Here is a 19,570-nt window from a genome sequence, read left to right on the forward strand (position 1 = left end):
GCCTTGGCCTCTTCAGGAGCCTGTCACTACCTGCTGGCACATTCTGGAAACACTCGCACCGGTGGTTGTCGAGCCGATAGCGTGTGCCTGGCCGTCCTGGCCAGAAGGGAACGGATCTCCCCAGGCGGGTGCTTGTAGTACATCGAACGATCTGAGGGGTAACCCCAATGAATTACAACTGGGACTGGGGCGTGTTCTTCAAGTCCACCGGCGTGGGCAGCGAGACCTATCTCGACTGGTTCCTTTCGGGACTGGGCTGGACCATCGCCATCGCCGTGGTGGCCTGGATCATCGCATTGATACTGGGATCGATCCTGGGGGTCATGCGTACCGTGCCGAACCGCCTGGTGTCGGGCATCGCCACCGTCTACGTGGAGATCTTCCGCAACGTGCCCCTGTTGGTGCAGCTGTTCATCTGGTACTTCCTGGTGCCCGACCTGCTGCCGCAGAACCTGCAGGACTGGTACAAGCAGGATCTGAACCCGACCACCTCGGCCTACCTGAGCGTCGTCGTCTGCCTGGGCCTGTTCACCGCCGCCCGGGTCTGCGAACAAGTGCGCACCGGTATCCAGGCCCTGCCCCGCGGCCAGGAATCCGCCGCTCGCGCCCTGGGCTTCAAGCTGCCGCAGATCTACTGGAACGTGCTGCTACCCCAGGCCTACCGGATCATCATTCCGCCGCTCACTTCCGAGTTCCTCAACGTCTTCAAGAACTCCTCCGTGGCGTCCTTGATCGGCCTGATGGAACTGTTGGCCCAGACCAAGCAGACCGCCGAGTTCTCGGCCAACCTGTTCGAAGCCTTCACCCTGGCCACCCTGATCTACTTCACCCTGAACATGAGCCTGATGTTGCTGATGCGCCTGGTGGAGAAGAAAGTCTCGGTCCCCGGCTTGATCTCCGTGGGAGGTAAATAATGGAATTCGACTTCTCGGGCATCGTCCCGGCCATTCCCGGCCTGTGGAACGGCATGCTGATGACCCTCAAGCTGATGGCCCTGGGCGTGGTCGGCGGGATCATCCTCGGCACCCTGCTGGCCCTGATGCGCCTGTCCCACAACAAGCTGCTGGCGAACATCGCCGGCGCCTACGTCAACTACTTCCGCTCGATCCCGCTGCTGCTGGTGATCACCTGGTTCTACCTGGCGGTGCCTTTCGTGCTGCGCTGGATCACCGGCGAAGACACCCCGATCGGCGCGTTCACTTCGTGCATCGTCGCCTTCATGATGTTCGAAGCGGCGTACTTCTGCGAAATCGTCCGGGCCGGCGTGCAGTCGATCCCCAAGGGCCAGATGGGCGCCGCCCAGGCCCTGGGCATGACCTACGGCCAGACCATGCGCCTGATCATCCTGCCCCAGGCGTTCCGCAAGATGACCCCGCTGCTGCTGCAACAGAGCATCATCCTGTTCCAGGACACCTCCCTGGTGTACACCGTGGGCCTGGTGGACTTCCTCAACGCCTCGCGTTCCAGCGGCGACATCATCGGCCGCTCCAATGAATTCCTGATCTTCGCCGGTCTGGTGTATTTCACAATCAGCTTCGCCGCCTCGCTGCTGGTCAAGCGTCTGCAAAAAAGGTTCGCCGTATGATCTCTATCAAAAACGTCAACAAGTGGTATGGGGACTTCCAGGTGCTGACCGACTGCAGCACCGAGGTCAAGAAAGGTGAGGTGGTGGTGGTCTGCGGTCCGTCTGGTTCGGGCAAATCGACCCTGATCAAGTGCGTCAATGCCCTGGAGCCTTTCCAGAAGGGCGACATCGTGGTCGACGGCACCTCCATCGCCGACCCCAAGACCGACCTGCCCAAACTGCGCTCGCGAGTGGGCATGGTGTTCCAGCACTTCGAACTGTTCCCGCACCTGAGCATCACCGAGAACCTGACCATCGCCCAGGTCAAGGTCCTGGGCCGCAGCAAGGAAGAGGCCACCAAGAAAGGCCTGCAATTGCTCGAGCGCGTGGGCCTGGCTGCCCACGCCCACAAGCATCCGGGCCAGCTGTCCGGCGGCCAGCAACAACGTGTGGCCATCGCCCGCGCCCTGGCCATGGACCCGATCGTCATGCTGTTCGACGAACCGACCTCGGCCCTGGACCCGGAAATGGTCAACGAAGTGCTGGATGTAATGGTGCAACTGGCCAACGAAGGCATGACCATGATGTGCGTGACCCACGAAATGGGCTTTGCCCGCAAGGTGGCGAACCGGGTGATCTTCATGGACAAGGGCCAGATCATCGAGGACTGCCAGAAGGAAGAGTTCTTCGGCGATATCAACGCCCGCTCCGAACGTGCGCAGCACTTCCTCGAGAAGATCCTGCAGCACTGATACGGCGGCGTTCCGCCTGCCCTTGTGGCAAGGGAGCCTGCTCCCACGGGGTCGCCTGGCGACCCCCAACCTGCGAATGGATCTTGCCTGGCACGAGGCACTCAGCGCTCCATGACGGCCTCCGGGCCGAGCGTGGGTGCGCCCGTCGCCATGCTGGTTGACCCAAGGCATCTGTGATGAAATGCGACCCCACTCTCTATCGCGCCACGCCGCCATCACTCGCCGTGAAACCCCGTCTGATCCGTCATCTGCTGCTACCGCCCCTGGTCATCGCCCTGATGGCCGCCCTGGGCTACGCCGGATTCTGGATCAGCGAGCACAACGGCATCCGCACCCTGGGTGAAAATGGCGCGCGCCAGCTGGAGTTGCATGCCCGCGCCGTAGAGAGCGAGATCAGCAAGTACACCTACCTGCCCAGCCTGCTGGAGCTGGAATCCAGCGTCTCGCAACTGCTGGCCGATCCCTCGCCGGAACACCGGCAAGCCGTCAACCAATACCTCGAAGGCCTGAACCGCCGCAGCCGCAGCCGGGCCATCTATGTCATGGACACCACCGGCCGGGTGCTGGCCACCAGCAACTGGCGCGATGTCGACAGCTACCTGGGCGAAGACCTGTCGTTCCGGGCCTACTACCAGAACGCCGTGCGCGGCTACCCCGGGCGCTTCTACGGCATCGGCAGCACCAGTGGCGAGCCCGGCTACTACCTGGCCCATGGCCTGGAGGAGCAAGGCAAGATCATCGGCGTAGCGGTGGTCAAGGTCCGCCTCGAAGCCCTGGAGGAGCGCTGGCAACGGGCGCGCATGGAAGCCTTCGTCAGCGACGAGAACGGCATCATCATCCTCTCCAGCGATCCGAGCCGCCGCCTCAAGTCGGTCCGCCCGCTGAGCGACGACACCAAGGAACGCCTGGCCCGCAGCCTGCAGTACTACTGGTTCCCGCTCAACGAACTGGAACCCCTGGCCCGCGAGCGCCTGGAGGAGGGCGTGGAGAAACTCACCTTTCCGGCCAACACCGAACTGGCCGACGACGAACAGCCCATCAGCTACTTGTCCCAGACTCGCCCCTTGAGCGACACCCCCTGGAACTTCACCCTGCTGACGCCCTTGCAGGACCTGCGCCGCGAAGCCATCAACCAGGGCATCCTGGTGGCCGTGGCCTTCGCCCTGGTGGCGTTCCTGATGATTGCCTGGAACGAACGGCGCAAGGTCATCGCCACTCGCCTGGCCGCCCGCGAGGCCTTGCAGGAAGCCAACAGCCAGCTCGAACGACGGATCACCGAGCGCACCGCCGACCTGCGCGCCAGCAACGAACGGCTCAAGGCGCAGATCCGTGAGCGCCGCCAAGCCGAGGAAACCCTGCGCCGGGCCCAGGACGAGCTGGTCCAGGCCGGCAAGCTGGCGGCCATCGGCCAGATGTCCACCAGCATCGCCCACGAACTCAACCAGCCGCTGGCAGCGCTGCGCACGCTATCGGGCAACACCGTGCGCTTCCTCGAGCGCGGCGCTCTGGACACCGCCAGCGCCAACCTCAAGACCATCAATGAACTGATCGACCGCATGGGCCGCATCACCGCCAGCCTGCGCTCCTTCGCCCGTCGTGGCGACGACCAGGGCCAGGCCAGCCTGGCCAAGGCGGTGGACGCCGCCCTGCAAGTCCTCGGCGCGCGCCTGGAACCGCTGCCCCTGCAATTGCATCGCGACTTCGCCGAACAGACCTTGCAGATCGACCAGACACGCCTGGAGCAGATCCTGGTCAACCTGATGGGCAACGCCCTGGATGCCATGCAGGCACAGCCGGCGCCGCAGCTCTGGCTCGAAGGCGAATCCGCCGACGGCAAGTACCGCCTGCGGGTACGGGACAACGGCCACGGCATCGACCCCGAGACACGCAAGCATCTGTTCGAACCCTTTTTCACCACCAAGCCCGGCGAACAGGGGCTGGGACTGGGCCTGACCCTGTCCGCCAGCCTTGCCGCAGCCAGCGGCGGCAGCCTGGGGGTGGAACATCCGGCAAGCGGCGGCACCGCCTTTGTCCTCAGCTTGCCCCTGGCAAGCCCTACTCGAGCCGAGCCGATATGAACCACGAGCTGACCGTGCTGATCGTCGAAGACGACCCCCATGTCCTGCTGGGTTGCCAACAGGCCCTGGCCCTGGAAGACATTCCCTGCATCGGCGTGGGCAGCGCCGAAGATGCCCTGGCCCAGGTCGGGGACAACTTTCCCGGCATCGTGGTCAGCGACATCCGCCTGCCGGGCATCGACGGCCTGGAACTGCTGACCCGCCTCAAGGCCCGCGACCGCAGCTTGCCGGTGGTGTTGATCACCGGCCATGGCGACATCTCCATGGCGGTGGGGGCGATGCAGAACGGCGCCTACGACTTCATGGAAAAGCCCTTTTCCCCCGAACGCCTGGTGGAAGTGGCTCGCCGCGCCCTGGAACAGCGGGGCCTGGCTCGTGAAGTGAGTTCACTGCGGCGCCAGCTGGCCGAACGCAGCTCCCTGGAGGGACGAATCATCGGCCGCTCGCCAGCGATGCAAAACCTGCGGGAGTTGATCGCCAACGTCGCCGATACCTCGGCCAACGTGCTGATCGAAGGCGAGACCGGCACCGGCAAGGAACTGGTCGCCCGGTGCCTGCACGACTTCAGTCGGCGCCACCAGCAACAGTTCGTCGCCCTGAACTGCGGCGGCCTGCCGGAAAACCTGTTCGAGAGTGAAATCTTCGGCCACGAGGCCAACGCCTTCACCGGTGCCGGCAAGCGGCGCATCGGCAAGATCGAGCACGCTCACCAGGGCACGCTGTTCCTCGATGAAGTGGAAAGCATGCCCATCAACTTGCAGATCAAGCTGTTGCGGGTGCTGCAGGAGCGCACCCTGGAGCGCCTGGGCTCGAACCAGAGCGTGGCCGTGGACTGCCGGGTGATCGCCGCCACCAAGTCGGACCTCAACCAGCTGAGCCAGGCCAAGGAGTTTCGCAGCGACCTGTACTACCGCCTCAACGTGGTGACCCTGGAACTGCCGCCCCTGCGCGAGCGGCGCGAAGACATCCTGCAATTGTTCGAGCACTTCCTGCAGCAGTCGTCCCTGCGCTTCGACCGCGTGGCACCGGAGCTGGACAACCAGACCCTGTCGAGCCTGATGAGCCACGACTGGCCGGGCAATGTGCGTGAATTGCGCAACGTCGCCGAGCGCTTCGCCCTGGGCCTGCCGGCCTTCAAGAAAGCCGGCAGTGGCAGCGGCCAGGGCCTGGGCTTCGCCGAGGCGGTGGAAGCCTTCGAGCGCACCCTGTTGAACGATGCCTTGCAACGCAGCGGCGGTAACCTGACCCAGGCCAGCCAGGAGCTGGGCATGGCCAAGACCACGCTGTTCGACAAGGTCAAGAAGTACGGCCTGAGCCACTGACCCCAAGGCGCCCTATCCATGGATCTGTTGTTGAAAGCCGCGCTGGGCGCGGCTGTGGTGGTGATTCTCGCGGCCCTGGCCAAGACTCGGAACTACTACATCGCCGGGCTGGTACCACTGTTCCCGACCTTCGCCCTGATCGCCCACTACATCGTCGGCAAAGGCCGTTCGCTGGACGACCTGAAGACCACCATCCTGTTCGGCATGTGGTCGATCATTCCCTATTTCGTCTACCTGGCGACCCTGTACGTGATGGTCGACCGCCTGCGCCTGGAGGCCTCCCTGGCGGTGGCCGCGGTGGCCTGGCTGATGGCCGCCAGCATCCTGGTCAGCGTCTGGGTCCGGGTCCACGCCTGAGGCCTGCCCCGGCAGGGTCGCATGCAGCCCTGGCCCGACCCTTGCATTTACCCGGCAAAGCCCGCCCGGCCTGCGTTCCAGCCTGATCACGCAGTTTTCCGGGGGGCGCTGCCATGGGTAAAGTACACCTTGAACATTCTAGATCTCGACCACAGCCTGACCGCCCAGGAGCCCATCACCCGGCGCCTGCAAACTGGCCAGGCGCGACGCATCGACCTGCTGGACCTGGGCCCCAGGCTGCGGCTCTGGTCCACCGAGCGCACCTACCGCCAATTCATCGAGCGCCTGGAACGGCGGCCCCGCCATAGCGGCCCGCAGCCGGAAATCTTCTTCGTCGGCTCCGGCGACTATCACCACCTGACCCCGGCCTTGCTGCGCAACCTGCCGGAGCCGGTGAGCCTGATCCACTTCGACAACCATCCGGACTGGGTGCGCCTGGCCCCGCGCCGGCATTGCGGATCCTGGGTCAACCGGGCGCTGCAACTGCCCAATATCCAGCGCATCGTCACCCTTGGGCCCTGCAGCGAAGACCTGCACAACCCGCAATTGCGCGGTGGCAACCTCGGCGCCTTGAAGCACGGCAAGTTGCAGTTGTTCCCCTGGCAACACGAGCCCTCCCGGGTCTGGGGCCGGGTCGGCGACGGCGCCGGGCACCAGCAGCAAGACCGGCACCTGCACTGGCGCAACCTGGTCCAGCTGGACTGGACGGATTTCCTCGACGGCATGATCGCCAGCCTGCCCACCGCGGCGGTCTGGATCACCATCGACAAGGACGTGCTGGCCAGCGAGGACGCCGCCACCAACTGGGACCAGGGCGGCATGCGCCTGGAACACCTGCTGCAAGCCATCCGCGCCCTGGCGGCGCGGAAACGGATACTGGGCATCGACGTTTGCGGCGAATTCGCCCAGCCGGCCTTCAGCAATGCCTTCAAGCGCTGGGAGGCCAAATCCGACCAGCCACCGCCCGAACGCTGGAGCCAGGAGGACCTGCTGCGCAATTCGGTGACCAATGAAGCCTTGCTTTCGCTGTTCGAGGAGCTGTTCCCATGACCTTGACCGTCGTGTTGCTGGTGGCCTTTTCCATCCTCCTCGATGTGATCGGCCAGTTGTGTTTCAAGCTGGGCCTGGACCGCTTGCCGGAGCTGGAGGGGGGCTTTCGCCTGAACGCCTTCTGGGGCCAGGTGTTCAACGCCCCGCTGCTGTGGTGCGGGGTAGGCGCCTACGCGGTGGAATTCTTCGTCTGGCTCGAGGCCCTGTCCCGGGCCCCCCTGAGCCTGCTGTTCCCGGCCGCGGCCCTGGGTTATTGCGGGGTGGTACTGGCGGGCAAGGTGGTGCTGGGGGAAACCGTCAGCCGCCGGCGCTGGCTCGGCACCCTGGTGATCACCGCCGGCGTGATGCTGGTCTGCATCGCCAGTACCTGAGCCCTGTCCAACCGATACAAGGAAACGCTTCATGAGTTCGAACCAAGCTAACGACTGGCTGCATGGGCGCCTGGGCACCCTGCTGCTGTGGTTCTTGTTGATCAGTTTCGAAGGGGCCGGCCAGATCGCCACCAAGGTCGGCGGCGACCAGCTGGGACAGATGGATTTCAGCCTGCAATGGCTGGCGGCGGTCATTGCCAATCCCGGGGTGCTGACGGCGATCGCCTGCTACATCGGCGCGTTCTTCGTCTGGATGCTGATCCTGCGGCGCAGCAGCCTGTCCCTGGCCTTCCCCCTGAGCGCCCTGGTGTATGTGGTGGTCCTGCTGGGCTCGTGGCTGATGCTGGGCGAGCAGATCAACCCGCTGCACTGGCTCGGGGTCTTCGTGATCATGGGCGGGATCGCCCTGCTGGCCGAAGGCGAGGAAGCCTGAAAACACCCTGCGCCCGCTGCGCGGGCGTACGCAGTCTTCGGTAGCGGCTACAGGATCAGCTTCGTGTAGCCGCTGCCGCCAGGCTGCGACAAGGTCCGCAGGACCTTCGACAACTTCAGCCTTGCGCGCCCGCTGCGCCGTCGTGCGCAGCCTTCGGCAACGGCTACAGGTTACTGGCGGTGGGAAACCAGAAAGCCCAGCCCGTGGGACACCGGGATCACTTTCACCCCCGCCGCACGCTGTTCCTCGCGAATCTGGCGATGGAAGGCCTTGACCTTGGTCCAGTGCATCTTCGGCCGGTAGTGGTGCTCGGCGTGGTAGCCGTTGTTCATCCAGATCAGGTTGTACAGCGGGCTATAGGAACTCACGCCCCAGGCGATCGGCAGGTCGGGATTAGCCCCCAGGTGCTCGTAGTAGCCATTGAGCGACGACAGCGACTGGCCCAGGTACCAGAACGGCAGCAGTACCAGCACCGCGTGCCAGTCGAAGAACGCCAGCGCCAGGTAGAACGCGATCGTCACGGCGATCTCCACTTTCACCCAGCGTGCATCGTCCGGGCGCTTGCGCTGCATGTCCTGGTAGATCTCCTTCGGATCATCGCGAAAGAAACTGAGGAAGATATAGGCCCACGGGTTGTCCGGCTGGCCGTTCTTGCCGTGCAGGTAGATCGACAGCGGATCGACGGTCTTGCCATTGGCATCCGGCAGGTCGGAGTTGCCCCGATGGTGGCGGTTATGGATGTCGCGGTACAGGGTCTGGGAAAAACCGATGGTCACCGACAGCAACAGGTCGAAGGCGCGGTTCATCCAGGCGGGCGTGAAGTAGGCGTTGTGGATCTGGTTGTGGGAAATGCTGTTGATGCTCCACGACAGGCTGACGGCGTACAACAGCGCGGCCGGGATGATGACCCACCAGGACAGCGCGTGGAAATCCAGCACCAGCCACAGAACGAAGGCGAAATGCGCCAGGGCCATGACGATCGGGATCAGGTCCCAGAGGGAATAGGCGAGCAAACGATAGGCAGGACGGGCCATGAAGAACTTCCTGGGAAATTGGATTCATGGCGCCTGTTGCAAAGGCCAGACCAGTTTTCCTCCTGACGACGCCCGTGGCCGGTCCCGCCCCGGGCGCCAGGCTACAAAGCCCTCAGAAACGATAGCTGATGGCGGTCTGTACTTGTCCCTGGTTGACGTGGCCCTTGTCGCGCACGATGGTGCTGTCGGCCGCCGAGTTGACCAGGCGGATCCAGCTGGCGCTGGCCACCAGCGACCAGTTGCGCCCCAGCGGGACCTGGATGTTCTGGGTCAGGGTGAAGTTCTGCAAGCCACCGCCGGCGTCATAGCGCTGGATGCCAGAGGCCAGGAACTCCTTGGTGCTGACACCGAAGAAGGTCTGGTTCTGCCGGGCATCGGCAAAGTGCAGGGTCAGGTTGTTGCTGCCGATGATGCCCATGCCCAAGGGGTAGCCGATCTCGCCGCCCACTTTGCCCAGCATGCCGCCCTGGCCACCGGAACCGCCCACGGCCTGGCCCAAGGCGGCGAACACGCGCCAGAAATCGTCCGGGGCGTACTGCACGAAACCACCTACGTCGGCCATGTCCGGCACATCCCGCAGCCCGCGCAACGAGCCATCGGCATTACGCCCCTGCAGGTAATTGATGTAGGGCCCCGCACTCCAGCCATTGCTCTTGAAGGCATCCCAGGTCAGGCCGTCGTCGGTGCTCAGGCTGACATCGCCCCAATCCAGGTCCAGGTAGGGCAAGGGCGTGGTGTCATAGCGGCTGGCCGTAGGATCGTGGGGTTGGTAGCCCAGCCCCAGGCCCACCTCGCCGGTGAGGCCGGAGTCACCCCAGGCGCTACAAGCAAGGCCCAGCGACAGCAGGCCGGCCAGGAGGGAGGGGAAGGTGAGCCTTGGCATGAATGAAATTCCTTATCTGAAAATGCGCGCATCAATCACTACGAGCAGTCCCGAGCGCAAGCACTGATGTTGTTTGTAGCAAGCTACAAAAATTGTAGCTGCCAGGCTACAAATCGCTTCCCCTTCCAGGCAAGGCCCCAGCCCCGCAGGGTTTTCCCTACTTGGCACAGTCCCTGCTCTACCCCCGCCACAAGCGTACACAACGCTCTTATTCAGCAGGTAACAGCAGATGATGCACTGGCATATCGTATGTGACTTCGACGGGACCATCTCCCGCGCCGACGTGATCGATAACGTCCTCCAACGCTTCGCCGACCCAAGCTGGGAAACCATCGAGCAAGAGTGGCTGGACGGTCATATCGGCTCCCGGGAATGCCTCAGCCGCCAACTGGCCCTGGTCAAGGCCTCGCCAGCCGAGCTGCTGGGCTATTTCGACAGTGTCGAGATCGATCCCGACTTCCCTGACTTCGTCGACCATGTGATCGGCCTGGGCGCCACCATCGAAGTGGTCAGCGACGGCATCGAACAAGGCATCGCCCGCATCCTGGCGCGCAACTACGTGACCCTGCTACCGATCCTCGCCAACCGCCTGCGCCAGGTCGACCACAACAGCTGGCGCATCGACTTCCCCTATTCCAGCGACGCTTGCCGGGCCGCTTCCGGCAACTGCAAATGCAAGTCCGTCCCGCGCGGCAAGCGCGTGCTGGTGATCGGCGACGGCCAGTCCGACATGTGCGTGGCCTCCACTGCCGACTTCGTCTTCGCCAAGGGCCGCCTGGCCGAGTACTGCGAACGCAACGCCATTCCCTACGCGCGGTTCGACTCCTTCGCCGAGCTGCCGGCACTGCTGGCCAAGCTGCCGAGCGACGCCGCCAACGCCACCACTTTCTCTCTTGAAACCCAGGAACTCTTCCACCATGTCTGATATCCGCATCGCTACCGCAGAAGACCAGGTCCTTCTGGACAAAGAAGCCAAGTACTGCTCCTACGGCGATACCGTCCACTACATCGAACCCCCACGCATCTTCAGCCGCTGCGAAGGCTCCTATGTCTGGGACACCAGCGACCAGGCCTACCTCGACCTGCAGATGTGGTACTCGGCGGTGAACTTCGGCTACGCCAACCCACGCCTGAACAACGCCTTGAAGCAGCAGATCGACACCCTGCCGCAGATCGCCAGCCAGTACCTGCACAAAGGCAAGATCGAGCTGTCGGAAGTGATTGCCCTGGATGCCAAGAAGAAGTTCGGCCTCGACGGTCGCGTGCACTTCAACGTCGGCGGCTCGCAGTCGGTGGAGGACTCGCTGAAAGTCGTGCGTAACGCCAGCAACGGCAAGAGCCTGATGTTCGCCTTCGAAGGCGGCTACCACGGTCGTACCCTGGGCGCCTCGTCGATCACTTCCAGCTACCGCTACCGCCGCCGCTACGGCCACTTCGGCGAACGTGCGCAGTTCATTCCGTTCCCCTACCACTTCCGCGGCCCCAAGGGCATGACCAAGGAAGAGTACGGCAGCCACTGCGTGAAGCAGTTCGCCCGCCTGTTCGAAACCGAATACAACGGTGTCTGGGACCCGAAGGTCGGCCAGAGCGAATACGCAGCGTTCTACGCCGAGCCGATCCAGGGCACCGGCGGCTACGTGATCCCGCCGATGAACTTCTACCGCGAGCTCAAGCAAGTGCTGGATCAGCACGGCATCCTGCTGGTGGTCGACGAAATCCAGATGGGCTTCTACCGTACCGGCAAGCTGTGGTCGATCGAGCACTTCGACGTCCAGCCCGACGTGATCGTGTTCGGCAAGGCGCTGACCAACGGCCTCAACCCGCTGGGCGGCATCTGGGCCCGTGAAGAGCTGATCAACCCGGGCGTGTTCCCGCCAGGCTCGACCCACTCCACCTTCGCCTCCAACCCGCTGGGCACCGCCGTGGGCCTGGAAATGTTCAAGATGACCAGCGAGATCGACTACGGCGCGATGGTCATGGAGAAAGGCAAGTACTTCCTCGAAGGCCTCAAGGACCTGCAGAAGCGCTACCCGATCATCGGCGACGTCGACGGCCTGGGCCTGGCCCTGCGCTGCGAGATCTGCACCACCGATGGCTTCACCCCGGACAAGGCGACCCTGGACTACATGGTCGAGGAAGGCATGAAGGGCGACATCGTCATCGACGGCCAGCGCCTGGGCCTGATCCTCGATGTGGGCGGCTACTACAAGAACGTGATCACCCTGGCGCCCTCGCTGGAAATCAGCTACGCGGAAATCGACCTGGGCCTGGCCCTGCTGGACCGCCTGCTGGATCGGGCCATGAAGCGATGAGCATGGCTGAGATCGATCTGGGCGAAGGCGACGCCGGCTTCGTTCTCGGCACGGGTCAGGTCGGGATCTTGCTGATCCACGGCCTGACCGGCACCCCGACGGAACTCCGTAGGGTGGCCCAGGGCCTGGCCAAGGACGGTACGTGCACCGTGTACGTACCGACCCTGCCCGGGCACTGCGGGGACAACAGCGACCTGCAGGCCACCGGCTGGCAGGACTGGTACCAGGGCGTACGCAAGACCTTCGCCGCCATGCAGCAACGCCACGAACAGGTGTTCGTCGGCGGCCTGTCCATGGGCGCGGTGATGTCGATGTACCTGGCCTCCGAGCATCCGGGGCGGATCAGCGGCCTGCTGATGTATTCCACCACCCTCAAGTACGACGGCTGGAGCATCAACAAGCTGGCGTTCCTGACGCCGCTGCTGATGAAGATCCCGTTCGGCGTGCATATCTGCCGCTTCGAGGAAAAACCACCCTACGGCATCAAGAACGAACGCCTGCGGGCCATCGTCGAGAAGCAGATGAAGGCCGGCGCCAGCAGCGATGCCGGACTCCTGACCATGGAAGGCGTGACGGTGCGCGAGTTGCACCGGATGAACGCCGTGGTCAAGAAACGCATGCCGTCGATCATGACCCCGGCCCTGGTCCTGCACTCCAGCGAAGACGACATCACCAGCACCTGGAATGCCGACTACGTGGAACGCAAGCTCGGCGGCCCGGTGACCAAGATCCTCCTGGACAACTGCTACCACATGATCACCGTGGACCTGCAATACCAGCGGGTGATCGAGCTGAGCGCCGACTTCATCCAGCAACGGGTGGCCAGCCCGAGCCTGCGCGAAGACTATCGACAGCTGGCGTGACTTAAGGACGAGACGTGATTACCGCCCAAGCCTTTGCAACCATACAGGCCATCGAACGCAGTGCCTGGAACGACTGTTTTCCAGGGGCCCTGGAGGATTGGGACTATTACCTGGCCGTGGAAAAAGCCGCCATCGCCGACTTTCGCTGGCGCTACCTGGCGGTCTACGAAGGGTCGACCCTGGTGGCGGTGGCGCCGGCCTTCACCACCCAGTACCGGCTCGACACCACGGTCTCGGGGCTGGCCAAGCGCTTTACCGAACGCCTGGAACGCCAGTGGCCAGGAATCCTGCAATTGCGCCTGTACGCCATCGGCTCGCCGGTGGCCGAACAGTGCGATGTCGGCACCGCCAGCCATGTACCGGCCGAACGCCGCCAAGCCCTGCTGGACGAGTTGCTGAAGCTGGCCCGGGCCGACGCCGACAGCTTCGGCATCGGCCTGATGGCGGTCAAGGACGCCGCCAGCCACGACCAGCAATGGGCCGAAAGTTGCCTGGCCGCCGGGCTGCAGGCGATGCCGAGCCTGCCCAGCGCCCTGCTGCCGATACCCTTCGCCTCCATCGACGCCTACCTGGGCACCCTGGGCAAGTCCACCCGCAAGGACCTGCGCCGCAAGCTCCGGGCGCCGGCACCGCGCATCGAGTGGCGGCAGCGGATCGATGACGTGCTACCGGACATCATGCGCCTGTACGAGGCGACCCTGAACCGCGCCGACCTGCAGTTCGAACGCCTGCCGGCGGAGTACTTCACCGGCATCCTCGAACAGCTGGGTGAACGGGCCGCCTGCGTCCTGTATTGGGTCGGCGAGCAACTGGTGGCGTTCAACCTGGTGCTCATCGACCAGCATCGGTTGATCGACAAGTTCTTCGCCCACGATCTGGATGTCACCCGCGAGCACAACCTGTATTTTCGCAGCTGGCTGGCCAACGTCGACCACTGCATCCAGCAGCGCATCCCGCTGTACGAGTGTGGCCAGGCCGGTTATGCGAGCAAATTGCGCCTGGGCTGCCGCTTCACCGCTAACATGCTGTTTTTCCGCCACCGCAATCCCTTGCTCAACACCTTGCTGAAGGTGATAAAACGCTTTGTCCGCCCGGATCGCTCCGACCCCGCCATGGCCGCTGCAATAAGCGAAAGTACATGACCAGAAAAGATCGTCGTCCTCCCCGCCCCTTCGCCATCTCCCGCTGGAGCCTGCAGCGCAAGCTGGTACTGGCGTTCTGGCTGGTCAGCGTGATCCCCACCATGATCGCCGCCGAACTGGCGGCCACCACGTTGTCGGAAATCTTCGACAGCAACGTGCGGATCTGGCTGCAGGAATCCACCAAGATCGTCGAGGACGAAATCACCGAGATCCTGCGCGACAACGCCCGGATCGCCCAGCTGTTCCTGCGCTACACCCGGCCCCCCGGGGAGCGCAACGCAGCCAAGCACGACAAGCTCACCGCCGATATCGCCGACTCCATGGGCATCGACGTGGTGGCGCTGATTCGCAAGAGCGACCACAAGGTGATGTTCACCACCGCCGCCGACGATGTGGTCGGGCAGATCAGCACCGCCTCCAACGCCGTGCTGCAGACCATCCAGGTCGGCGGCGCGGCCACCGGCGTGGTGGTCTCGACCTTCCAGACCAACCTCGACGGCGTCGACTACCAGTTGTTGATCGCCACCTACCTGGATGCCAGCTTCCTCACCAGCGTGGCCGACGTGCATTCCCTGGACCTGCGCCTGTACCTGGCCAAGGCCGACGACTTCTCGGAAATCTTCGCCACCCAGCGCTTCGAAGACCACCCGCCACGGGTGCCGCACCGCATCGAAGACATCCTGCGCACCACGCGCCAACCCACCGAGCAGTTCACCAACCGCTACAGCGGGTTGTACCGGCCGATCTTCAACGACAGCGGCGACCTGGTAGGAGTGATCTTCAGCGGCCTGCTGCGCCACAGCAGCCTGGTGGGCCTGGTCAACCAGAGCAACCTGTTCATCCTGATCTTCCTCCTCAGCTCGGCGGCCTCGCTGTGCGTCGGCTGGCTGGTGTCGCAACGCCTGACCCGGCCCCTGCGGGGCTTGTCCAAGGGCGTGCAGGCGGTGATCGGCGGCGACTACCGGCAACGGGTGCCGGTGATCGGCGGCGACGAGCTGGCGGAACTGAGCAGCACCTTCAACCACATGACCGAGCGCCTGGGCGAGTTGCAACATCTGGAGGGCCAATTGCGCCGCCGTGACCGCCTGCATGCCCTGGGCGAAGTCGCCATGGGCCTGGCCCATGAGATCCGCAATCCGCTGGGCATCATCAAGACCGCCACCCAGTTGCTGCACCGCCGGGCCGACCTGCCCGAGAACGACAAGCGCCACCTGGAATACGTGATCAGCGAGGTCAGCCGGATCAACGACCTGATCACCGAGTTCCTCGACTTCGCCAAGCCCAGCACGCCGATCCGCTCCACCCAGCCGGCGCGCCCCTTGCTCGAGGAGTTGCTGGGCTTCTGCGGCCCGGAACTGGCGACCCACAACATCGACGCTCGCATCGAGGACCTGGCCCCGGGCGCGACCATCCACGCCGACGCCCGCCAGCTCAAGCAGGCCTGCCTGAACCTGATCCTCAATGCCATCGACGCCATGCCCGAAGGCGGCCGCCTGACCCTGGGCATCGCCCAGCAGGAGGACGAAACCATCATCAGCATCGGTGATACCGGCCAGGGCATCGAGCCGGACATGCTGGAGCGCATCTTCACGCCGTTCGTGACCACCAAGGCCTCGGGCACCGGCCTGGGCCTGGCCAAGGTCTATTCGATCCTGGAAAGTCATGACGGCCACATCGAATGCGTCAGCGAAAAGGATGCCGGCGCCACCTTCAGCCTGTACATTCCGGCCAATGGTGAAGACGACGAGGACGATGAGGACCGCGATGACGCATAACCTGTTGGTGGTCGACGACGAACCCAAGCTCTGTGACCTGTTGTCCTCGGCCCTGGGCCAGAACGGCATCCAGGTGTTCACCGCGGGCAACGGCCTGCACGCGCTCAAGGTGCTGGAACAGGAAGACATCGACCTGGTGATCAGCGACTGGCGCATGCCCGGCATGGACGGCCCACAGTTGCTGGGCGAGATCAAGCAGCGCTACCCGCAGTTGCCGGTGATCGTGATGACCGCCTACAGCACCGTGAAGAACGCCGTGCAGTCCATGCGCAACGGCGCCTACGACTACATCGCCAAGCCTTTCGACATCGACGAGCTGGACATCACCGTCAGCAAGGCCCTGCAGTTTCGCGACATCCTCAAGGACAACCAGCGCATGCGCGCCGAGCTTGAGGAGCAGCAACAGATCGACAGCCTGGTGGGCGACAGCCCGGCCTTCCGCCAGGTGCTGCAAGCGGTGGACTCGGTGCGCGAGAGCAATGCCACCATCCTGCTCACCGGCGAAAGCGGCACCGGCAAGGAAATGGTCGCCCGGGCTATCCACAAGCACGGCAATCGCGCTGGCAAACCTTTCGTCGCGGTCAATTGCGCGGCCATTCCCGAAGGCTTGCTGGAAAGCGAGATGTTCGGCCATCGCAAGGGCGCCTTCACCGGCGCCGTGGCGGATCGGGTCGGGCGCTTCCAGCAGGCGGACAAGGGCACGTTGTTCCTCGACGAAGTGGGCGACATGCCCCTGGCCCTGCAAGCCAAGATCCTCCGTGCCCTGCAAGAGCGGGTGATCGAGCCGGTGGGCGATCCCCGGGAGCGCAAGGTCGATGTGCGGGTGATCGCCGCGACCAACAAGGACCTGCTGCAAGCGGTGGCCAACAAGGAGTTTCGCGAGGACCTGTACTACCGCCTCAATGTGTTCCCCATTCCCTTGCCGGCCTTGCGCGAGCGCGTCGAGGACATCGGCCCGCTGGCCCGGCATTTCGCCCATAGCCTGGGGGCCACCGCCGGCAAACGCATCACCGGTTTCAGTCCCCAGGCCTTGCAGGCCATGGCCAACTACAACTGGCCAGGCAATATCCGCGAGCTGCAGAACTGCGTGGAGCGGGCGACCATCGTCGCCACCGGCCAGACCATCGAGGCAAGCGACCTGCCGGGCTACCTGTTCGATACCCGCTCCGGGGATGGCGCGGCCAGCGTCGCCCTCAATGTCGGGCCGCAAGTGCCCAGCGACCTGGACGCCGCCCTGGCCGAAGTGGAAAAGGCCTATATCCTCGCGGCCCTGCACCAGAGCAATGGCGTCCAGGCCGCCGCCGCCCAGATGATCGGCATCTCCGAACGCAGCTTCTGGTATCGCTTGAAGAAACTGGGGATCCAGGTGGACAAGATCGTTCGCTGACGCGAACAGCGACAAGCTGCAAGCGAAGATCTATCCGCTTGAGGCTTGGCTCAGAGCATGCGGCCCACTTCCAGCGGTTCGATCCGGGCCCAGTGGGAAGTGTCTTCGCGATGGCTTTGCAGGTACGGCAGTACCGCCGCCAGCAGTGGCGCCTTGAACGCCTCCTGGAAACGATGGGCCAGCCCCGGGATCAGCTTCAACTGGCTGCCCTGGATATGCGCGGCCAGATGCACGCCGTGCATCACCGGCAGCAACGGGTCGGCGGTGCCGTGGACCACCAGGGTCGGCACCCGCAACTGCTTGAGCATGCTCACCCGGCTCGGCTCGGCGAGGATCGCCATGATCTGGCGCTTGACCCCCTCGGGATTGAACGCCCGGTCGTAAGCCAGCGCCGCCTGGTGCAGCAGCACCTGGCGATCGTCCTGCACCTTGGGGCTGCCCAGGGCCGCCAGCAAATCCGCCTGCTGCTCAAGGGCCGCCTCCCGGTTGGGCGCGTTGCGCCGCGACAACAATTGCACCAGCGCCGCGTTGGGTGCCGGCAGGCCCTCGGCGCCGGAGCTGGTCATCACCAGGGTCAGGCTCTCGACCCGCTGCGGAGCCATCGCCGCCAGGTGCTGGGCGATCATCCCGCCCATGCTCGCCCCCAGCACATGGAACTGCTCCACATGCAGGGCATCCATCAGCCCCAGGGCATCATCGGCCATGTCGGTCAGGGTGTAGGGCGCGGCCACTGGCAGGCCGAGCTTGTAGCGCAGCACTTCGAGCGTCAGGTTGGCGCTGGCCGGCGCCTGGCGCCAGGTGGACAGGCCGACGTCGCGGTTGTCATAGCGGATCACCCGGAAGCCTTGCTGGCACAGGGCGACCACCACCTCGTCCGGCCAATGGATCAACTGCCCGCCCAGGCCCATGACCAGCAGCAGGGCCGGATCCGAAGTCCGGCCGATGCTCTGGTACGCCAGGCTCACCTGTGGCAGGTCGACCCGCCGGGTCGCCACATCGACGTCGCAACGCCCAGACGCAAAAACACACTGGCCGAGCAATAGCCCGGCCAGCAAGAGACAACCTGAAAGAAATCTTGCCCGCATGGAAAACACCGAAACGCAGAACCCCAGTGGAGCGCGAGTCTGATGAAGTTCGATGATTCGCGCTGCCACAGTTGCGTGACAATTTGATGAAGATTGCCCCGCGGTCATGCCCGCTGGAGCGGCATGGGGCAAAACCCCGGGGTAAAGCGACGCCAGTGGTCGACAGCCCCTTGATCATGAGACAAACTCACCCCCCTCGCCTTTATCAGCAAATTCATTCATGGAGATCCCGGTGCTCGAGATCCGTCACCTGAAGACCCTGCACGCCCTGCGCGAGGCCGACAGCCTGGTCGAAGCCGCCGAACGCCTGCACCTGACCCAGTCCGCCCTGTCCCATCAGTTCAAGGAACTGGAAGAGCGCCTGGGCATGCCGCTGTTCGTGCGCAAGACCAAGCCGGTGCGCTTCACCAGCGCGGGCCTGCGCCTCTTGCAACTGGCGGACGCAACCCTGCCGCTGCTGCGCGGCGCCGAACGCGACCTGTCGCGGCTGGCCGGCGGCACCGCCGGGCGCCTGCACATGGCCATCGAATGCCACAGCTGCTTCCAGTGGCTGATGCCGACCATCGACCAGTTCCGCGACGCCTGGCCGGAGGTGGAACTGGACCTGGCCTCGGGCTTTTCCTTCGCTCCGCTGCCGGCCCTGGCCCGTGGCGACCTGGACCTGGTGGTGACTTCCGACCCGGTGGACCTGGCCGGGATCACCTACGTGCCGCTGTTCACCTACGAGGCCATGCTGGCGGTGGCCAACCAGCACCCGCTGGCGGGCAAGTCCTACATAGTTCCCGAAGACCTGCGCAGCGAAACCCTGATCACCTATCCGGTGGAGCGCGATCGCCTGGACATCTTCACCCGCTTCCTGGAGCCGGCGGACATCGAGCCGGCGCAGGTGCGCACCTCGGAACTGACGGTGATGATGATGCAACTGGTGGCCAGCGGTCGGGGTGTGTGCGGCATGCCCCATTGGGCCCTGCATGAATACAGCTCGCGGGGCTATGTGAAGGCCAAGCGGCTGGGGGAAAAGGGCCTGTTCGCCACCCTGTACGCGGCGATTCGCGCCGACATGCTGGACGCGCCCTATATGCGTGATTTCCTGCTGACCGCCAAGGACACTTCGTTCTCGACCCTCGACGGGGTCAGCGCGGTGCGTTGATTGCCCGAAACT

Annotated in this window: 19 protein-coding genes; 16 read left to right on the plus strand and 3 right to left on the minus strand. The window is 64.3% G+C overall.

Features of this window, described 5'->3' with window-relative positions; all coding sequences use genetic code 11:
* Window positions 1-167 precede the first annotated feature (167 nt).
* The 9 genes from H7A76_RS10975 (at window position 168) to H7A76_RS11015 (ending at window position 7,927) form a co-directional block, all read left to right on the plus strand.
* The gene (locus H7A76_RS10975) at window positions 168-914 is read left to right on the plus strand and encodes an amino acid ABC transporter permease (RefSeq protein ID WP_185698494.1); all 747 of its coding nucleotides are present in this window, start codon (window positions 168-170) and stop codon (window positions 912-914) included.
* Window positions 914-1,585: an amino acid ABC transporter permease gene (locus tag H7A76_RS10980; protein WP_185698495.1), complete on the plus strand. Its 672-nt coding sequence runs from the start codon at window positions 914-916 to the stop codon at window positions 1,583-1,585. Before H7A76_RS10975 ends, H7A76_RS10980 begins: the two co-directional genes overlap by 1 nt.
* The gene (locus H7A76_RS10985) at window positions 1,582-2,316 is read left to right on the plus strand and encodes an amino acid ABC transporter ATP-binding protein (protein ID WP_185698496.1); all 735 of its coding nucleotides are present in this window, start codon (window positions 1,582-1,584) and stop codon (window positions 2,314-2,316) included. Before H7A76_RS10980 ends, H7A76_RS10985 begins: the two co-directional genes overlap by 4 nt.
* A gap of 176 nt (window positions 2,317-2,492) precedes the next feature.
* Window positions 2,493-4,394 (plus strand): sensor histidine kinase, encoded by a 1,902-nt coding sequence (locus H7A76_RS10990; RefSeq protein WP_185698497.1) that lies wholly within the window; start codon window positions 2,493-2,495, stop codon window positions 4,392-4,394.
* The gene (locus tag H7A76_RS10995) at window positions 4,391-5,716 is read left to right on the plus strand and encodes a sigma-54-dependent transcriptional regulator (RefSeq protein WP_185698498.1); all 1,326 of its coding nucleotides are present in this window, start codon (window positions 4,391-4,393) and stop codon (window positions 5,714-5,716) included. The genes H7A76_RS10990 and H7A76_RS10995 overlap by 4 nt, the downstream gene beginning before the upstream one ends.
* Before the next feature lie 27 nt (window positions 5,717-5,743).
* Entirely contained in the window at window positions 5,744-6,073 is a 330-nt protein-coding gene (locus H7A76_RS11000) for a GlpM family protein (RefSeq protein ID WP_185698635.1), read from the plus strand.
* Window positions 6,074-6,202: 129 nt separating this feature from the next.
* On the plus strand, window positions 6,203-7,123 hold the full coding sequence (locus H7A76_RS11005; RefSeq protein WP_185698499.1) for an arginase: 921 nt from the start codon (window positions 6,203-6,205) through the stop codon (window positions 7,121-7,123).
* On the plus strand, window positions 7,120-7,494 hold the full coding sequence (locus H7A76_RS11010; protein ID WP_185698500.1) for a transporter: 375 nt from the start codon (window positions 7,120-7,122) through the stop codon (window positions 7,492-7,494). Before H7A76_RS11005 ends, H7A76_RS11010 begins: the two co-directional genes overlap by 4 nt.
* 31 nt (window positions 7,495-7,525) lie before the next feature.
* The gene (locus H7A76_RS11015; RefSeq protein WP_185698501.1) at window positions 7,526-7,927 is read left to right on the plus strand and encodes an EamA family transporter; all 402 of its coding nucleotides are present in this window, start codon (window positions 7,526-7,528) and stop codon (window positions 7,925-7,927) included.
* Between the two features lie 170 nt (window positions 7,928-8,097).
* Here H7A76_RS11015 and H7A76_RS11020 read toward each other — a convergent pair whose 3' ends face one another.
* Window positions 8,098-8,961 (minus strand): fatty acid desaturase, encoded by an 864-nt coding sequence (locus tag H7A76_RS11020; RefSeq protein ID WP_185698502.1) that lies wholly within the window; start codon window positions 8,959-8,961, stop codon window positions 8,098-8,100.
* A gap of 112 nt (window positions 8,962-9,073) precedes the next feature.
* A complete protein-coding gene (locus H7A76_RS11025; RefSeq protein ID WP_185698503.1) occupies window positions 9,074-9,844 on the minus strand; it encodes a MipA/OmpV family protein in 771 nt (256 codons plus the stop codon).
* A gap of 229 nt (window positions 9,845-10,073) precedes the next feature.
* On the opposite strand from H7A76_RS11025, the gene H7A76_RS11030 reads away from it, so the two are divergent.
* From H7A76_RS11030 to H7A76_RS11055, 6 genes are read left to right on the plus strand one after another with little or no spacing between them, the layout of a single operon-like run.
* Window positions 10,074-10,769: an HAD-IB family phosphatase gene (locus tag H7A76_RS11030; RefSeq protein ID WP_185698504.1), complete on the plus strand. Its 696-nt coding sequence runs from the start codon at window positions 10,074-10,076 to the stop codon at window positions 10,767-10,769.
* On the plus strand, window positions 10,762-12,156 hold the full coding sequence (locus H7A76_RS11035) for an aspartate aminotransferase family protein (protein WP_185698505.1): 1,395 nt from the start codon (window positions 10,762-10,764) through the stop codon (window positions 12,154-12,156). The genes H7A76_RS11030 and H7A76_RS11035 overlap by 8 nt, the downstream gene beginning before the upstream one ends.
* Window positions 12,153-13,019 carry an alpha/beta hydrolase gene (locus H7A76_RS11040; protein WP_185698506.1) on the plus strand — a complete coding sequence of 289 codons (867 nt, stop codon included), beginning with the start codon at window positions 12,153-12,155 and terminating at the stop codon, window positions 13,017-13,019. Before H7A76_RS11035 ends, H7A76_RS11040 begins: the two co-directional genes overlap by 4 nt.
* A 14-nt stretch (window positions 13,020-13,033) precedes the next feature.
* The gene (locus H7A76_RS11045) at window positions 13,034-14,161 is read left to right on the plus strand and encodes a GNAT family N-acetyltransferase (RefSeq protein ID WP_185698507.1); all 1,128 of its coding nucleotides are present in this window, start codon (window positions 13,034-13,036) and stop codon (window positions 14,159-14,161) included.
* Window positions 14,158-15,936 carry an ATP-binding protein gene (locus H7A76_RS11050; RefSeq protein ID WP_185698508.1) on the plus strand — a complete coding sequence of 593 codons (1,779 nt, stop codon included), beginning with the start codon at window positions 14,158-14,160 and terminating at the stop codon, window positions 15,934-15,936. Before H7A76_RS11045 ends, H7A76_RS11050 begins: the two co-directional genes overlap by 4 nt.
* Complete coding sequence (locus H7A76_RS11055) at window positions 15,926-17,323, plus strand: sigma-54-dependent transcriptional regulator (protein WP_185698509.1); 1,398 nt, start codon at window positions 15,926-15,928, stop codon at window positions 17,321-17,323. Before H7A76_RS11050 ends, H7A76_RS11055 begins: the two co-directional genes overlap by 11 nt.
* A 50-nt stretch (window positions 17,324-17,373) precedes the next feature.
* On the opposite strand, the gene H7A76_RS11060 is transcribed toward H7A76_RS11055, so the two are convergent.
* A complete protein-coding gene (locus H7A76_RS11060; RefSeq protein ID WP_260497945.1) occupies window positions 17,374-18,408 on the minus strand; it encodes an alpha/beta fold hydrolase in 1,035 nt (344 codons plus the stop codon).
* Between the two features lie 232 nt (window positions 18,409-18,640).
* On the opposite strand from H7A76_RS11060, the gene metR reads away from it, so the two are divergent.
* Window positions 18,641-19,558, plus strand: a complete 918-nt coding sequence (gene metR, locus H7A76_RS11065; protein ID WP_185698510.1) for a transcriptional regulator MetR — start codon at window positions 18,641-18,643, stop codon at window positions 19,556-19,558.
* Window positions 19,559-19,570 lie beyond the last annotated feature (12 nt).

Source organism: Pseudomonas sp. MSSRFD41, assembly GCF_014230245.1.
Classification (GTDB): Bacteria; Pseudomonadota; Gammaproteobacteria; order Pseudomonadales; family Pseudomonadaceae; genus Aquipseudomonas; species Aquipseudomonas piscis.

Bases quoted from the DNA above. Each gene is read 5' to 3' on its own strand.
- H7A76_RS10975 (WP_185698494.1), top strand. From the start codon at position 168: ATGAATTACAACTGGGACTGGGGCGTGTTCTTCAAGTCCACCGGCGTG.
- H7A76_RS10980 (WP_185698495.1), top strand. From the start codon at position 914: ATGGAATTCGACTTCTCGGGCATCGTCCCGGCCATTCCCGGCCTGTGG.
- H7A76_RS10985 (WP_185698496.1), top strand. From the start codon at position 1,582: ATGATCTCTATCAAAAACGTCAACAAGTGGTATGGGGACTTCCAGGTG.
- H7A76_RS10990 (WP_185698497.1), top strand. From the start codon at position 2,493: ATGAAATGCGACCCCACTCTCTATCGCGCCACGCCGCCATCACTCGCC.
- H7A76_RS10995 (WP_185698498.1), top strand. From the start codon at position 4,391: ATGAACCACGAGCTGACCGTGCTGATCGTCGAAGACGACCCCCATGTC.
- H7A76_RS11010 (WP_185698500.1), top strand. From the start codon at position 7,120: ATGACCTTGACCGTCGTGTTGCTGGTGGCCTTTTCCATCCTCCTCGAT.
- H7A76_RS11015 (WP_185698501.1), top strand. From the start codon at position 7,526: ATGAGTTCGAACCAAGCTAACGACTGGCTGCATGGGCGCCTGGGCACC.
- H7A76_RS11020 (WP_185698502.1), bottom strand. From the start codon at position 8,961: ATGGCCCGTCCTGCCTATCGTTTGCTCGCCTATTCCCTCTGGGACCTG.
- H7A76_RS11025 (WP_185698503.1), bottom strand. From the start codon at position 9,844: ATGCCAAGGCTCACCTTCCCCTCCCTCCTGGCCGGCCTGCTGTCGCTG.
- H7A76_RS11030 (WP_185698504.1), top strand. From the start codon at position 10,074: ATGATGCACTGGCATATCGTATGTGACTTCGACGGGACCATCTCCCGC.
- H7A76_RS11035 (WP_185698505.1), top strand. From the start codon at position 10,762: ATGTCTGATATCCGCATCGCTACCGCAGAAGACCAGGTCCTTCTGGAC.
- H7A76_RS11040 (WP_185698506.1), top strand. From the start codon at position 12,153: ATGAGCATGGCTGAGATCGATCTGGGCGAAGGCGACGCCGGCTTCGTT.
- H7A76_RS11050 (WP_185698508.1), top strand. From the start codon at position 14,158: ATGACCAGAAAAGATCGTCGTCCTCCCCGCCCCTTCGCCATCTCCCGC.
- H7A76_RS11055 (WP_185698509.1), top strand. From the start codon at position 15,926: ATGACGCATAACCTGTTGGTGGTCGACGACGAACCCAAGCTCTGTGAC.
- H7A76_RS11060 (WP_260497945.1), bottom strand. From the start codon at position 18,408: ATGCGGGCAAGATTTCTTTCAGGTTGTCTCTTGCTGGCCGGGCTATTG.